Raw genomic sequence first — 14725 nt, 5'->3', positions numbered from 1 at the left:
CTCAGTTCTTCGGGGCGGGGATCGGTTCCTTGTCCTCGAAGGAGCCGTCCTTGCGCTCCACCTGGCTGACCAGCGCGGTTTCCAATTCGCGGCTGAACTGCTTGGCCCGTGCCATATAGGCGGCGTTCTCGGTCACCGGCACGCCGGGTTTCCAGACCTCGGCCTGTTCGCGCAGGGCCTTCCGGTCGAGCTTGTAATACAGGGTTTCCAGCTCGTTGGCCTCGAACTCGCTTAGCCCCATGTTTTCCAGCACGTAGCGCGCGGCGCGCAGCGAACTGTCGAACATCTCGCGCACGATGTCATTGGCTCCGGCGCGATACAGTTCGAACACATGCACACGGTCATGGGCGCGGGCGACGATATGCAGATCGGGCCGCACCCGGCGCGCATAGCGCACGATCCGGGTCGAGGCGTTCTTGTCGTCCATCGACACCACCAGCACCTGCGCTTCCATCAACCCGGCCGAGCGCAGCAGGTCGGGGCGAGTGGGATCGCCCAGAAACCCCTTGAAGCCGAACTGCCGCATCAGGCGGATGGTGTTCAGGTCGTTGTCCAGAACCGTCGTGCGAAAGCCGCTCATCTGCACCATGCGGTTGACGACCTGCCCGAAGCGGCCGACGCCCGCGATGATGATCGGGCCTTCCTGCTGGATCTGGTCGGGCGGCTGGTCGAGCGGTTCTTCCGAACGGATGCGCTTGGACAGGATCTCGTAGGCGATGAAAAACAGCGGTGTCAGCAACATCGACAGGGCGATGACCAGATAGATGACCTGCTGGTATTCCGGTGGGATCACGCCGCGTTGCAGGCTGAACCCGACCAGTACGAAGCCGAATTCCCCGGCCTGTGCCAGCCCGAGGGTGAACAATCGCTGATCGCGCCCCTTGAGTTGGAAGATGCGGGCCAGCAACAGCAGGATCGCGCCCTTGGTAAACATCAGCGCCAGGGTCAGCGCCAGAAGCTGAAAAGGCTGCGCCAGGAAGGTGGTCACATCCATGCCGGCGCCGACGGTGATGAAGAACAGCCCCAGAAGCAGGCCCTTGAAGGGCTCCAGCGCGGTTTCCATCTCGTGCTGGAATTCCGAGTTGGCCAGCACCACCCCTGCCAGGAAGGTGCCAAGCGCGGGCGATACGCCCAGGATCAGCATCAGGCAGGCGATGGCGATGACGATCAGCAGGGCCAGCGCCGTGAACATCTCGCGCAGACGGGTGGCGTGGATGGCGTTGAACACCGGCCGGGTCAGGAAGATGCCCGCAAGGATGATGCCCAGAAGGGCGGCCATGGTCACCAGCGCCTCGCCCCAGACGGGCAACTGGCTGATGTGGCCACGGGCCCAGTTGGCAAATTCCATCATTCCGCTCGTGGTGGCGGCACCATGTCCGGCAACGTCATGGGCTGCGACCGGATGCGGGTCGACACCGCCAAGTGCCAGCAGCGGCAGCAGTGCCAGCATCGGGATCACGGCCACATCCTGCGTCAGCAGCACCGCGAAGGTGGCACGCCCGCCATTGGTCTGCATCAGCCGCTTTTCCGACAAGGTCTGCAACACGATCGCGGTCGAGGACAGCGACAGCGCCAGACCCACCGCCAGCGCCGCCGACCATGTCAGCCCCAGCGCCATGGCGGCGGCCATGATTGCGCCGGTGGACAGCACCACCTGCAACCCGCCCATGCCGATCAGCCGGTGTCGCATCGCCCAAAGGGCGCGGGGATCAAGCTCCAGCCCGATCAGGAACAGCATCATCACCACGCCGAACTCGGCAAAATGCTGCAGGCTCTCGGTCTCGCTGCCGACCACCCCCAGTACCGGTCCGATCAGGATACCGGCCAGCAGGTAGCCCAGCACCGACCCCAATCCCAGGCGCGACGCAATGGGCACCGCCAGGACGGCGGCCAGAAGATAGATCACGGCCTGAAACAGGAAACTTTCCATGGTCCCTCGGTGTGGTGGAATGCGATGCGGGTTTATCCCACTGTGCCGTGCTGGCTGCGGGGCCGCCACTGGTCATTGCGCAGATGCGGCCATCCCACGCGCTTGTGACCGCGCCGGGCGCAATCCTAGCCGCGCGGCATGGTCAGGGTCACGTTGCGCCCGCCCTTCACATAGCTCAGCCGGCCCTCCTTGATGGCCGACACCTTGCCGCCGTCGATGCGATCGCCGACCTCGACATTGACGACCCGTCCCGACGCCAGGCGCACCAGGGCGCGCGGCGATCGGCTGGATCCGAAAGTGCCCAGCAGATTGATCTCGTTCAGGTCGATCCCGCTGCCACGGGTGGCCTGTTTCGCCACCTTTTTCGGCGAGGCCGCCGTGGCGGTCTCGACCTGATCCTGCCGGATCACCTGCGGCGCGGGCTTGGCGACGCTGGCGGCGGCGAAACGTTGCGCGGCTTGTGGCGAGCGCGCCTTGGGGCGCGGGGCCTGGCTGACGGCCTGCGCGGTGGCCGGCGCGTCGCGCACTGCGTCTTGTGCCGAAGCAGGGCGCGGTACCGGGCGGTAAAGCGCCAGTTCGGTCTTGGTCTTGCCGCCAAGGGCGGCGCGCTCGAACTTCTCGTCCAGACCCTGCGGGCGCGCGCGCGGCGCGACGTTCCTGAGCGGATGATCCTCGGCCAGACCGGCGCGGGTCAGCACGATGGTGACCGCGACGGGCTCTTCACGTTCCGGGCGCGGGCGGGCCTCGCCGGGCGGCTGGCCTTCGAACACCAGCACGCCGTCGGGGGTCGGGGTGCCATCGGCGCTGGGGCGGACCAGCCCGCGGTCGTCCACCACGAAGATCTGAGCGGCGGCCCCCGGCGGCTGGGGCGAAGCGGGCAGGCTGTCGGCGCGCCAGGTGGTCAGATCGGCCAGTGCCAGCGCATCGGTGCGAAAACTGGGATCCAGCCCCGGCATTGCAAGGTCCAGTAGATCCTGTTCGTCCAGCGGCTGGGTCAGGATCGGCGCCGGGCTGTAGAAGACCGTCAGATCCTCGGGCAACGGCGGCGGCTGATCGGCGGTGCGTGTCGCCTCGACCGGATCGGCGGCGGCGGTGATGCTCTCGCCGCTTTCGTCTTCATCCGCAGTGATTTCGGCCACGATGGGCTCATCCGGCTCTGCGGCGATGATCTGGGCCGGGGATTCGGGTGCGGGCCCCTTGGCCATATCGTCGACGGGCCACAGCGCGGCCACAGACAGACCGGCAACCAGCACCAGGGTCAGCGCGGCAGCAATGCGCAGGCGTGGACCAGGGGTCAGCCGGTGGCGCAGGCTGCGGGCGGCCACGGCGCGCTTGATGCGGGGTGGCGGATCCTCGGCCTCGATCTCGTCAAGGGTGCGCAGATTTTCGGGATCGCGGCGGGCGACCTCATCGGCGCGGATGCGGGCCGGGGTGAGCGCGGCCACAGGCGGCGGTGACGGGACGGACGCAACTGGCGGCTCGACAGGCTGCTCGGTCACGCCGGGCGCGGTCTCGGGATCGGGCAGGGGCGGCCAGGGTTGGGCGCCGTCCGGGGGACGCAATCCGCCAAGGTCGGGCTGATCGGGGAACTGGCCGGGTTCGGGGCGCGCGGTGAAGGCCGACGGCGCGGCACCGCAAGCCTGCAGGAAGGTCGTGGCTTCCTCGACCACCACGCGCGGTGCGGCGGCGATCAGGAACCAGCCGCCCTGCAAGTCCCAGTCCAGCGCCATGGCGTCGGTCAGATGCGGATGCTTTGCACACAGAACCGCGATCAGCCGGGCCGTGGGATCTTCGGCAGTCTCGCCGATCTCCTGCATCGACAGCGCGGCATAGGTCATCTGGTCGGGGGGCAGCGCCACCAGCAGATCCAGGGCGTCCAGGGGCGTGTCCAGATGCCCCGCGCCCAGACGCAACAGTGCCGACAGCCGGTTTTGCAGCCCGTCGCCGGCCAGCGGCGTACGGCCCAGCCGTGCCCAGCCCCGGCCCTGGGGAACCAGGAGCGTTGCCCACTCTTCCGAGAGGTCGAGAGCACATCGTTGCGTCATTTGCCTGTCCGGACTGCCTTGCCGCTGCATAGCGCGGTTTGTTTTCCAGAATGCTACCATATCTGGAAAGGCAGGACAGGCCCTACCGGACCTGAAAACACCCTCAACCAAAGGAAAACCGCATGACCAGACCGCTGATCCCACTTCTTCTGAGCGCGATGCTGATGGCCGGGGCCGCCGGTGCCGACACGCCGCAGCGCAGCATCACCGTGACCGGGGAAGGCCGCGTGGCCGCGGCCCCCGACATGGCGCGCTTGCAGGCCGGCGCGGTGGCGCGCGCCGACACCGCCGAGGGCGCGCTGGCGGCCATGTCGGACATGATGGCGGCGGTGCTGGCGGCGCTGAAGGCCGAAGGCATCGCGCCCGAGAAAATCCAGACCCAGTCGCTGGGCTTGATGCCGCTGCGGCCCAACCGCAATGACCCCGGAGTCGATCCGCTGGCGGTGATCGGATTCGAGGCACGCAGCGAGGTGGCGGTCGAACTGGTCGATCTGGCGCGGGTGGGCCCGGTCATCGACACGCTGGTCAAGGCCGGGGCCAATGACATCTCGCGGTTGACCTTCGACATCGCCGATCCCGCCGGGTTGCGCGATGCGGCGCGCAAGGCGGCGGTGGCCGATGCGCTGGCCTCGGCCAAGCTTTACGCGGACGCGGCCGGGGTCGAACTGGGCAAAGTGCTGAGCCTGAGCGAACAGGGCGGCGGGATGCCCCGGCCCGAAATGGCGGGCCGGGCGCTGATGGCCGATGCGGCGGTGCCGGTGGCCGAGGGCGAACTGCAGGTCACCGCGCGGGTGACGCTGGTCATCGCCCTCGACTGAGACCGATCAGCTGGTGGCCTTGGCCAGGGCCTGGTCAAGGTCGTGGATCAGGTCCTCGGCGTCTTCGATGCCGATGGACAGACGCACCACATTGGGGGCCGCGCCGGCGGCCTCCTGCTGCTCGGGCGTCAACTGCCGGTGCGTGGTCGAGGCCGAATGGATCACCAGCGACCGGGTGTCGCCAAGGTTGGCCACATGGCTGAAGATCTCGACACTGTCGACGAATTTCACGCAGGACTCGTAGCCACCCTTGATGGCGAAGGTGAACAGCGCCCCCGCGCCCTTGGGATACAGCGCCTGAACCCGGTCGTAATAGGGCGACGAGGGCAACCCGGCGTAGGTGACGAAATCGACGCAGTCGTCATCTTCCAGCCAGTTGGCGATGACCTGCGCGTTTTCCACGTGGCGCTGCATACGCAACGACAGGGTCTCGATCCCCATCAGCGTGTAATGCGCCGCCTGCGGGTTCATTGTCATGCCCAGATCGCGCAGACCCACGGCGATGGAGTGGAAGGTGAAGGCCATCGGGCCAAGGGCTTCGTGGAACTTCAAGCCGTGGTAGGCGGGCTCGGGCGCGCTGAGCGAGGGGAACTTGTCGCTGGCCGACCAGTCGAACTTGCCGCTGTCCACGACGCAGCCGCCGGTGACGGTGCCGTTGCCGGTCAGGTACTTGGTGGTCGAATGTACCACCAGGTCGGCGCCATGTTCGATCGGGCGGCACAGGTAGGGCGTGGCCGAGGTGTTGTCGACGATCAGCGGCACGCCGCCGTCATGGGCGATGCCCGCGATGGTCAGCAGGTCGGTCACGTAGCCGCCCGGATTGGCGATGGATTCGCAGAACACCGCGCGGGTGTCGTCGTCGATGGCCGCTTTCACCGCCTCCACATCGTCGAAATCGACGAATTTGGCCGACCAGCCGAAACGCTTGATGGTCTGGCTGAACTGGGTGATCGTGCCGCCGTACAGACGGGTCGAGGCGACCACGTTCTTGCCCGGTCCCATCAGCGGGAACAGCGCCATGATCTGCGCCGCATGGCCCGACGAACAGCACACCGCTCCGGCGCCGCCTTCCAGCGTGGCGATGCGTTCGGCCAGCACCGCAACCGTGGGGTTGGTCAGGCGCGAATAGATGTAGCCGACCTCTTGCAGGTTGAACAACGCTGCGGCGTGATCGGCATCGCGGAACACATAGGCCGTGGTCTGGTAGATCGGTGTCTGCCGGGCGCCGGTGGCCGGATCGGGGCTGGCGCCTGCGTGGATCTGCAGCGTGTCGAAACCTAGTTTTGCCGTGTCGGACATTGCTCTCTCCCTGTGGTGTCGCCAAAGTAGCAGTAAGTGAAGGTTTTCGCGCCGACAAGCAGCCATAGGAGTCCGCAATGCCCATGCCCTTTCACCTGGCCATCAATGTGGCCGATCTGGATGACGCCCGCGCCTTCTATGGCGGGCTGCTGGGGGCCGAAGAGGGGCGCAGCACCGACACCTGGGTGGATTTCAATTTCTTCGGCCATCAGTTGTCGCTGCATCTTGGTCCGATTCTGGAAACCCGCAACACCGGCAAGGTGGGCGACCACATGGTGCCGATGCCGCATTTCGGCGTGGTTCTGGCGATGGCCGACTGGGAGGCGCTGGCCGCGCGGCTGACCGAGGCCGGGATCGACTTCGTGCTGCCGCCGTCGCGCCGGTTCGAAGGCCAGCCCGGCGCGCAAAGCACCATGTTCTTCCGCGACCCCTGCGGCAATCCCATCGAGGTGAAGGGTTTTGCCGACACCGACGGGATTTTCGCCAGCTGACCGCATTCGCGCGCCGTCCCGTTAAGCCCCGTCCCGTCAAACGGGTTGATCGGGGCGTTGCGCTTGCCTAGGCTTCCCGGAAATGCACCGGCATTTGGGCCGGTATTCAGGGAGTTGGACCATGAAATTCACCCGCTTTGGCGCGGTTGCCCTGTCGGCGCTGCTGGCCGTGCCTGCCGCCGCCGACATCACCATCGCCCATGTCTACGGCAAGACCGGCCCGTTCGAGGCCTATGCCAAGCAGTCCCATGCGGGCCTGATGATGGGTCTGGAATACGCCACCGGCGGCACCATGGAAATCGACGGCGAGAAGATCGTGGTGATCGAGAAGGACACCCAGTTGAAGCCCGACATCGGTCGGGCGCTGCTGGAAGAAGCCTATGGCGATGACGAGGTCGATCTGGCGGTCGGCCCGGTCAGTTCCGGCGTGGCGCTGGCGATGCTGCCGGTGGCCGAGGAATACGAGAAGATCCTGATCGTCGAGCCAGCGGTGGCCGACAGCATCACCGGGGCCAACTGGAATCGCTACATCTTCCGCACCTCGCGCAACTCCAGCCAGGATGCCATCGCCAATGCCGTGGCGCTGGGGGGCGAGAGGGTGAGCGTGGCGACGCTGGCGCAGGACTATGCCTTTGGCCGCGACGGCGTGGCCGCCTTCGAGGAGGCACTGACCGGCACCGGCGCGGCGCTGGTCCACAAGGAATTCGTGCCGACGGACACCACCGATTTCACCGCCGCCGCCGAGCGGATCTTCAACGCCATGAAGGACGTGGACGGCGAGAAAAAGCTGTTCATCATCTGGGCCGGAGGCGGCAACCCGATGAGCAAGATCAACGCGATGGAGCCGTCGCGCTTCGGCATCGACATCGCCACGGGCGGCAACATCCTGGCGGCGCTGAAGGCCTATAAGGAACTGCCGGGCATGGAAGGCGCGACCTATTACTACTATGAAATCCCGCAGAACCCGGTGAACGACTGGCTGGTGACCGAACATATCAGCCGCTACGACAGCCCGCCGGATTTCTTCACCGCGGGCGGCATGAGCGCCGGCATCGCCGTGGTCGAGGCGATCAAGGCCGCAGGCTCTACCGACACCGAGGAACTGATCGCCGCCATGGAAGGCATGTCGTGGGAAACCCCCAAGGGCACGATGACCTTCCGCGCCGAGGATCATCAGGCGCTGCAGTCCATGTATCATTTCAAGATCAAGGTGGACGAGAACGTGGAATGGGGTATTCCTGAACTGGTACGTGAGCTTACGATCGACGACATGCCGATCCCGGTTCGCAATTGACAGGTAGCGCGCCCTGCCTTGTGCAACGGCGGGGCGCTGCGGACGGGTGAGTGACGGCAATGGCCGATATGGTATTGGAGACCCGTGACCTGACCGTCCAGTTTGGCGGTCACGTGGCGGTAGACGGGATCAGCACAGGCTTTCGGGCAGGCGAGCTGACCGCGATCGTCGGACCCAACGGGGCCGGAAAGACCACCTATTTCAACCTGATCTCGGGACAGATCGCGGCCACGCGCGGGCGCGTTCTGCTGGAGGGGCGCAACATCAGCCGCAAGCCCGCCTCGACGCGCACGCGCATGGGACTGGGGCGCGGCTTTCAACTGACCAACCTGTTTCCCGACCTGACGGTCTATGAAAACGTCCGTCTGGTGGTGCAGGCGCATCAGCGCAAAGGCGGACGCTTGCTGCGGCTGGCCGACAGTGACGATCACATGCGCGACATGACGCATCAGGCGCTGGACCAGGTACAGATGCGCGTGCAGGCCGACAAGCCGGTCAGCGAACTGCCGCACGGCGACCAGCGCAAGCTTGAGGTGGCGATGCTGATCGCCATGGATCCCAAGGTCTACATGTTCGACGAACCCACCGCGGGCATGTCGCCCGATGATGCGCCGGTGGTGCTGGACCTGATCGGGCGGCTGTCGCAGGACCGCAGCAAGTGCATCCTGCTGGTGGAACACAAGATGGATGTCATCAGTGCGCTGGCGGATCGGATCATCGTGCTGCACAACGGCGCGCTTGTGGCCGATGGCGCCCCGCGGGACGTGATGGCCTCGGCCATCGTGCAGGAAGCCTATATGGGACGGGCACAGGCCAATGTCTGACGACGAAGACAAGATCAACCTGCGGGTCGACCGCCTGGCCGCCGCCATGGACGCTGCTCGCGCCCGCGCCCGTGGCGAACAGCCCGCCGAAGCGCCCAAGCCCAGGGCCGAAGCGCCGCCTCCGGTGAGCGAGGAATTCGCACCGCCCGAACCCGGTGCCTCGCTGCAAGAGGCCGGCCGACTGGCCGCCCGGCCCTTTGGCGCTGCTGGGGAAGAGCCCGCCCCGGTTGCGCCCGCTCCCGAGCCTGCGCCCGAGGATGTGCGGGAAGAGGCATGGCCCGACATGGACCCGGTTGCCGAGGTTGCGCCGGAGCCAGAGCCCGCATCTTGGTCAGACCCCGCGTTTGAACCGGATCCCGAACCGGGCCCGGAGGCAGATCCGGAACCCGATCCCGACCCGTTCCAGGCACGGGACGGTTTCGCGCCCGAAGTGCAGGACGGCGACGTCGCAGATGCCCCGGCTGAGGACGAGGTTCCCGCCGAACCGGACTTCCTTGAACATCAGGACGCGGAGGAAGACTGGAGCGAGGATGCGCCCCACGCCATCGACGCGCCTGCCATTGACGATGACGCCATCCCCGCGGAAACCGGCCCCCTTGTCCTGAGCGAATATCACCAGGTCGAGGACCAGGACGACGGCGTGGACCCTGGTTCCGCCGCCGTCGACGATCAGCCGATCCACATCCGGGTGGAACCGCCGGTCACCTATTGGGAGGACCCGGAGGATCCGGGCGTGACGCTGGTCCCCCCGCTGCCCGAGACGCCGCTGCCCGTGACCCCGTCCATTCTGGCCCCGCGCGGCCCGGCCCTGCTGCGCCTGTCCGGGGTGCACACGGATATCGGCCGCTATCACATCCTGCACGGGGTCGATCTTGAGGTGCCCACCGGCGGCGTCACCATGCTGCTGGGCCGCAACGGCGCCGGAAAGACCACGACGCTGCGCACCATCATGGGGCTGTGGCGCGCCCGCGCCGGCACGATCTCCCTTGGCGGGCAGGAAATTCAGGGCCAGCGGCCGCACCGGATTGCGCGGGCGGGCATCGGTTTCGTGCCCGAGGACATGGGCATCTTCGCGGATCTGACAGTGGCGGAGAACATGGCGCTGGCCGCCCGCAGCGGCCGGATCAGCCGCGACCGGCTGGACTGGATCTTCCGTGTATTCCCGGCGCTGGATCAATTCTGGCGGGCGCGGGCCGGCACCCTGTCGGGCGGCCAGAAACAGATGCTGTCGGTGGCCCGCGCGGTGATCGAGAAACGCCGCCTGTACCTGATCGACGAACCCACCAAGGGTCTTGCCCCGGCCATCGTCACTTCGCTGGCGGGCGCGCTGAAGGATCTGAAATCGCAGGGCGCCTCGATCCTGATGGTGGAACAGAATTTCGCCGTGGCCGCTGAACTGGGCGACACCGCGGCGGTGATGGAAGACGGCCGCATCGTCTGGGCGGGGGAGATGGCGGAACTTGCCGGATCGCCCGACCTGCAGGCGCGCTACCTTGGACTGAACGTGGAGGCCCTATGAGCAGCAGCACCCCCGACGTGGGCGCGATCCACGCCACCACGCCCCGCCGGATCGGCGGACGCCGCTTTCCGGCGCTGGTGCCGCTTCTGCTGGTGCCGGGGCTGGTGATCCTTGGCCTTGTGGCCATGGCGCTGCAGGCCAGCCTGCCCGAGGGCGCCGGGTGGGCAGCGCTGCTGGACCCGGCCACATGGTCGGGCCTGCCCATGGCCGCCATCGCGATCCAGCCCAGTTGGCTGACCCTGACGGTGTCGGGACTGGCGATGGGGATGATGATCTTCCTGATGGCCTCGGGGCTGACGCTGGTCTTCGGGCTGATGGATGTGATCAACTTCGGCCATGGGGCCTTCATCTCGGTCGGCGCCTTCGTCGGGGCCAGCGTGCTGTTCGCCTATGCCAGTTGGGTCGGCGCGCCGGATCTCGGGCTGAACCTGGCCGCCGTGGCGCTGGCGGTGCTGGCGGCGATGGCCGCCACCGGGGCCATGGGGCTGGTGTTCGAACGGGTGATCGTGCGCCCGGTCTATGGCGCGCATCTGAAACAGATCCTTGTGACCATGGGCGGGCTGATCATCGCCGAGCAGTTGATCCACGTGATCTGGGGCCCGGACGAGATATTCCTCAGCCGCCCCGAGACCCTGAAGGGCGCGCTGACGTGGCAGGGCGCGGCGCTGGAGAAATACCGCCTGCTGGCGGTGGCCGTGGGGCTGGTGGTCTTTGCGCTGATGGGGCTGGTGCTGCGCTTCAGCCGCATCGGGCTGATCGTACGCGCCGGGGTGCAGAACGGTGAAATGGTCGAAGCGATGGGCTATCGCCTGAGCCGCATCTTCGTGCTGGTCTTCGTCGCGGGTTCGGCACTGGCCGGGTTGGGCGGCGTCATGTGGACCATGTACCAGGAGGTCGTCACCGCCCAGATGGGCGCCGAACTGATGGTTCTGGTGTTCATCGTGGTGATCATCGGCGGGCTGGGATCGGTCGAGGGCTGTTTCATCGGCGCGCTGCTGGTGGGGCTGACCCAGAACTACACCGCCTTTCTGGAACCGAAGATGGCGCTGGTGTCCAACATCGGCCTGATGGTGCTGATCCTGATGTGGCGGCCGCAGGGCATGTTGCCGGTGGTGAGGGCGAAATGATGGTCAAGTTGCTGTCCGGTGACAAACCCGGTTCTGTCCTCTTGTCGCTGATATTGCTGGGGATATTCCTGTCCCTGGCCTTTGCGCCCTTCCTGTTCGAAGGCACCCGCGCGCTGGATACGGCGGCGCGGATCTGTGTCTTCATCGTCCTGGTGGCCAGCTATGACCTGTTGCTGGGCTATACCGGCGTTGTCAGCTTTGCCCATACGATCTTTTTCGGCTTCGGGGCCTATGGCGTCGCGCTGGCCTCGATCCACATGGGCCGCAGTTTCGAGGCGCTGGCGATGGGCGCGGGGGCCGGCGCGCTTGGGGCGGCGCTTCTGGCGGCGGTGATCGGGCTGTTCTCGCTGCGGGTGCGGGCGATCTTCTTTGCCATGATCACGCTGGCAGTGGCCTCAGCGGTGGCGGTGCTGGTCTCGCAGCTGTCGGGTCTGACCGGCGGCGAGGACGGGCTGACCTATCGCATCCCGCGCGAGTTGACGGCGGCGGTGACCTATGGGCAGGCGCCCGAATGGCGCTTTGCGCTGCCCGAGGCGGTGGCGCCCGGCACCGAGGAGGGACCGGCGATGCTGACCCTGGGCGGTGACCGGATCAGCGGCAAGATCGCCAACTACTACCTTGTTTTTGCAGGCTCCCTGAGTCTTGTGCTGCTGATGCTGCGGATCGTGAACTCGCCTTTCGGACGGGTGTTGCAGGCGATCCGCGAGAATGATTTCCGGGCCGAGGCCATCGGCTATCGGGTGGTCAGCTACCGCATCGGGGTGACGGTTCTGTCGGCGGTGATGGCGGCGCTGGCAGGGTCGCTGTTCGCGATCTGGCTGCGCTATGTGGGGCCGGACACGGTGTTGAGCTTCGAGATCATGATCGACATCCTGCTGATGGTGGTGATCGGCGGCATGGGCACGATCTATGGCGCGGTGATCGGCGCGGTGGTGCTGATGCTGGCACAGAATTACCTGAAAGACCTGATGTCGGGCGCGGCCAGCGGGCTGGCGGATGTGCCCTATGCGGCGGACCTGCTGAACCCGGATCGCTGGCTGTTGTGGCTGGGGGTGCTGTTCGTGCTCAGCGTCTATTTCTTCCCCACAGGGGTGGTCGGGCGGCTGCGCGGCAAGCGCGGCTGAGGGCCGAAAACCGGGGCTGGAAAGCGTCTGGAAAAGGTATGGCTGGTGTATGGCTGCGGGGCTGGCCCGCAGCCCACCGCCGCCGACCGGGATCGGCACGAAAAAGGGCGGCCCTGAGGCCGCCCCGTTTGTGTCCGTACCACTGATGTCCGCTCAGCCGACGCGGGCCTTCATCTCGCGCATCAGGCGGGCGTTCTTGGTCATCGCGGCGACCACGTCGTCATAGGTGGTCATGCCTTGCGCTTCCAGCATCGCCAGCATCCGCTGGAACACCTCGGCGGTGGCCACGGTGTCGCCATAGGCGGTGTGGCGGACCTCGGCCGGGATCACCACGCCGAAGCGGTCGGCCAGCGCATCCAGCGTGTGCTCTTCGTTCTGGCCGAACAGGATCGCCGACAGCAGCACCGTGTCGAGCACCGGGTGATCGAACGGCGCACCGATGATGTCGGCATGGCGATGGAAGAAGGCCATGTCGAAGGGCGCGTTGTGGGCGACCAGCACGGCGTTCTCGCAGAAGCGGTGAAACTGCGCCCCGGCCTCCTTGATGGTCGGCATGCCTTGCACCATGTCCTCGGTAATGCCGTGGATCTCGGTGGATTTGGGCGGGATCGAACGTTTGGGATCGACCAGCTGATCCAGCACCTCGCCATCCACGCGCTTGCCGTTCAGCAGCCGCACGGCGGCGATCTGCACGATCTCGTCGCCGCCCTTGGGATCGAGCCCGGTGGTTTCGGTGTCAAAGACCACATAGGTCAGTTCCGACAGCTTCTTGCCGGTCACCGCGCCGTCGCGGACCTGGGTCAGCAGATCGAAGTCAAAGACCGTGGGCCGCCCGTAGCCGGGTTTCAGCGATCCCAGCGCCTCGACCGCGCGCGCCTCGGCGATGGGCAGCACCAAAGCGGCTTGTCCCGTGTCCGTGGTTTCGGGCCAGATGTCGGCGTTGTGGTGGTCCAGGATCTCCTGCCCGGTGATCTCGAAGGGACCGTCTTCCAGCGGCGCATCCAGAACCTCGCGCAGCGCCGGGATCGGCAGCGCGTCGCCATCCCAATGCAGCGAGATCAAGGCGCCGGGGCCCTCCATCTCGACGGTCAGCGACAGCGCCTTTGCCAGATGCAGTTCGGTGATCTTTTCGATCAGCGAGGCCAGAAGGCCGGACAGGGCCAGGCCGTCGCAACGCAGGCTGATGTGCGGGCTGGGCGCGTCCAGCGGCAGCGCGTCGGGGCCAAGATGGCCGCGGATCGCGTCGATCATCTGCGAGGCGCGCACGTCCTGCATCGGCCACCAGGTGTCCTGATTGGCATCGTGGCGTTCGGCCAGCGTGTTGACGACCTCGACCAGGCCTGCGGCTTCGGCTTTCAGCGCCTCGCCGTGATCGGCAAAACCGCCGACCGGATCGTTGATCAGGTCCAGCACCGCCTGCAGGCGCGCGGCGGGCAGGCGCACCGAGTCGATGGTTTCGGTCAGCAGACGTTCACGTTCGCTGTGCAGCTTCATGTCCTTGGACACGTCGCGCAGGGTCAGCACGTAGCCGGGCTTTTCCCCCATTCCCAGCGCCCCGCTGACCAGCCGCATATGCGCCGCGATGGTGCGGCCACAGCCAACGGTCGAGACCAGCACATCCCGGTGCCGTTCGCCGCGTTCGGCCTTCAGCAGTGTTTCATAGGTGCGCCGGATCGGACGTTCGTGCAGCAGGTCGAAGATCATCCGGTCCAGCCGGGGCCGCCCGGTGTCTTGCAGAAGATCCACCGAAGTCGGGTTGTAGAACACGATCTGGTGGCTGGGGGAACACAGGATCAGCCCCATGTCCACATCCGACAGCAGCGCGGTCAGCTGCGCGGTCTGTTCCTTCAGCCGGCCGGTCTGCTCGGCCACGGTTTCCTCAAGCTCGGTGCGGGCCGAGGACAGGGTCCTGGTCAATTCGCCGGCGGCGGGGGCCAGATCGCCCAGGTATTTGGCCGGTGCGGCGTCCAGATCGCGGGAGATATCCGCATGGGCGCGGGCGCGCAGTTCGGCCGACAGACGTTCGATGGCGCGGGCGACGTTTTCGTCAAACAGGTACCAGATTCCGGCGACAAGGGCGGCGGTCAGGAACCCGGCCATGATGCCGCCGGTGGTCAGGGCGGCCATGGGGTGCGCCGGATCCATGCGGGAGGCGGCGAAGGCGAGGCTGCCGGCCAGAATGGCCAGTGATCCGCAGCCCAGGAAGGCGAAGAACAGGAATATTCTCAGCCGCAACGACAGGGAGTTGAACATC

The 14725-nt window shown here is 66.6% G+C and carries 11 protein-coding genes; 7 read left to right on the top strand and 4 right to left on the bottom strand.

The window, feature by feature from the left end; genetic code table 11:
* Position 1 precedes the first annotated feature (1 nt).
* On the bottom strand, positions 2-1930 hold the full coding sequence (locus ACP15K_RS07095; protein WP_193141164.1) for a monovalent cation:proton antiporter-2 (CPA2) family protein: 1929 nt from the start codon (positions 1928-1930) through the stop codon (positions 2-4).
* A gap of 125 nt (positions 1931-2055) precedes the next feature.
* The gene (locus ACP15K_RS07090; protein WP_424990142.1) at positions 2056-3975 is read right to left on the bottom strand and encodes a hypothetical protein; all 1920 of its coding nucleotides are present in this window, start codon (positions 3973-3975) and stop codon (positions 2056-2058) included.
* Between the two features lie 122 nt (positions 3976-4097).
* Here ACP15K_RS07090 and ACP15K_RS07085 point away from each other — a divergent pair, with 122 nt between their 5' ends.
* The gene (locus ACP15K_RS07085; RefSeq protein WP_193141162.1) at positions 4098-4793 is read left to right on the top strand and encodes an SIMPL domain-containing protein; all 696 of its coding nucleotides are present in this window, start codon (positions 4098-4100) and stop codon (positions 4791-4793) included.
* Positions 4794-4799: 6 nt separating this feature from the next.
* Here ACP15K_RS07085 and ACP15K_RS07080 read toward each other — a convergent pair whose 3' ends face one another.
* Positions 4800-6092, bottom strand: coding sequence for an O-acetylhomoserine aminocarboxypropyltransferase/cysteine synthase family protein (locus tag ACP15K_RS07080; RefSeq protein ID WP_424990141.1), 1293 nt, complete (start codon positions 6090-6092; stop codon positions 4800-4802).
* 77 nt (positions 6093-6169) lie between these two features.
* On the opposite strand from ACP15K_RS07080, the gene ACP15K_RS07075 reads away from it, so the two are divergent.
* The 6 genes from ACP15K_RS07075 to ACP15K_RS07050 all read left to right on the top strand — a co-directional run bounded on the left by ACP15K_RS07075 (position 6170) and on the right by ACP15K_RS07050 (position 12471).
* A complete protein-coding gene (locus tag ACP15K_RS07075) occupies positions 6170-6583 on the top strand; it encodes a VOC family protein (protein WP_193141160.1) in 414 nt (137 codons plus the stop codon).
* Between the two features lie 121 nt (positions 6584-6704).
* Positions 6705-7877: a substrate-binding domain-containing protein gene (locus ACP15K_RS07070; RefSeq protein ID WP_193141159.1), complete on the top strand. Its 1173-nt coding sequence runs from the start codon at positions 6705-6707 to the stop codon at positions 7875-7877.
* 59 nt (positions 7878-7936) lie between these two features.
* Positions 7937-8701: an ABC transporter ATP-binding protein gene (locus ACP15K_RS07065; protein ID WP_193141158.1), complete on the top strand. Its 765-nt coding sequence runs from the start codon at positions 7937-7939 to the stop codon at positions 8699-8701.
* 766 nt (positions 8702-9467) lie between these two features.
* Positions 9468-10220: an ABC transporter ATP-binding protein gene (locus tag ACP15K_RS07060; RefSeq protein ID WP_424990161.1), complete on the top strand. Its 753-nt coding sequence runs from the start codon at positions 9468-9470 to the stop codon at positions 10218-10220.
* Complete coding sequence (locus ACP15K_RS07055) at positions 10217-11347, top strand: branched-chain amino acid ABC transporter permease (RefSeq protein ID WP_424990140.1); 1131 nt, start codon at positions 10217-10219, stop codon at positions 11345-11347. The genes ACP15K_RS07060 and ACP15K_RS07055 overlap by 4 nt, the downstream gene beginning before the upstream one ends.
* Entirely contained in the window at positions 11344-12471 is a 1128-nt protein-coding gene (locus ACP15K_RS07050; protein ID WP_424990139.1) for a branched-chain amino acid ABC transporter permease, read from the top strand. The genes ACP15K_RS07055 and ACP15K_RS07050 overlap by 4 nt, the downstream gene beginning before the upstream one ends.
* A 153-nt stretch (positions 12472-12624) precedes the next feature.
* On the opposite strand, the gene ACP15K_RS07045 is transcribed toward ACP15K_RS07050, so the two are convergent.
* Entirely contained in the window at positions 12625-14724 is a 2100-nt protein-coding gene (locus ACP15K_RS07045) for an exonuclease domain-containing protein (RefSeq protein WP_424990138.1), read from the bottom strand.
* Position 14725: the final 1 nt, after the last annotated feature.

Source organism: Fluviibacterium sp. S390 (assembly GCF_049800695.1).
GTDB lineage: Bacteria > Pseudomonadota > Alphaproteobacteria > Rhodobacterales > Rhodobacteraceae > Meridianimarinicoccus.
The sequence above is the reverse complement of the archived record's forward strand: the minus strand, read 5'-3'. Positions and strand labels throughout refer to the sequence as shown.

Bases quoted from the DNA above. Each gene is read 5' to 3' on its own strand.
- ACP15K_RS07095 (WP_193141164.1), bottom strand. From the start codon at position 1,930: ATGGAAAGTTTCCTGTTTCAGGCCGTGATCTATCTTCTGGCCGCCGTC.
- ACP15K_RS07090 (WP_424990142.1), bottom strand. From the start codon at position 3,975: ATGACGCAACGATGTGCTCTCGACCTCTCGGAAGAGTGGGCAACGCTC.
- ACP15K_RS07085 (WP_193141162.1), top strand. From the start codon at position 4,098: ATGACCAGACCGCTGATCCCACTTCTTCTGAGCGCGATGCTGATGGCC.
- ACP15K_RS07080 (WP_424990141.1), bottom strand. From the start codon at position 6,092: ATGTCCGACACGGCAAAACTAGGTTTCGACACGCTGCAGATCCACGCA.
- ACP15K_RS07075 (WP_193141160.1), top strand. From the start codon at position 6,170: ATGCCCATGCCCTTTCACCTGGCCATCAATGTGGCCGATCTGGATGAC.
- ACP15K_RS07070 (WP_193141159.1), top strand. From the start codon at position 6,705: ATGAAATTCACCCGCTTTGGCGCGGTTGCCCTGTCGGCGCTGCTGGCC.
- ACP15K_RS07065 (WP_193141158.1), top strand. From the start codon at position 7,937: ATGGCCGATATGGTATTGGAGACCCGTGACCTGACCGTCCAGTTTGGC.
- ACP15K_RS07055 (WP_424990140.1), top strand. From the start codon at position 10,217: ATGAGCAGCAGCACCCCCGACGTGGGCGCGATCCACGCCACCACGCCC.
- ACP15K_RS07050 (WP_424990139.1), top strand. From the start codon at position 11,344: ATGATGGTCAAGTTGCTGTCCGGTGACAAACCCGGTTCTGTCCTCTTG.
- ACP15K_RS07045 (WP_424990138.1), bottom strand. From the start codon at position 14,724: ATGTTCAACTCCCTGTCGTTGCGGCTGAGAATATTCCTGTTCTTCGCC.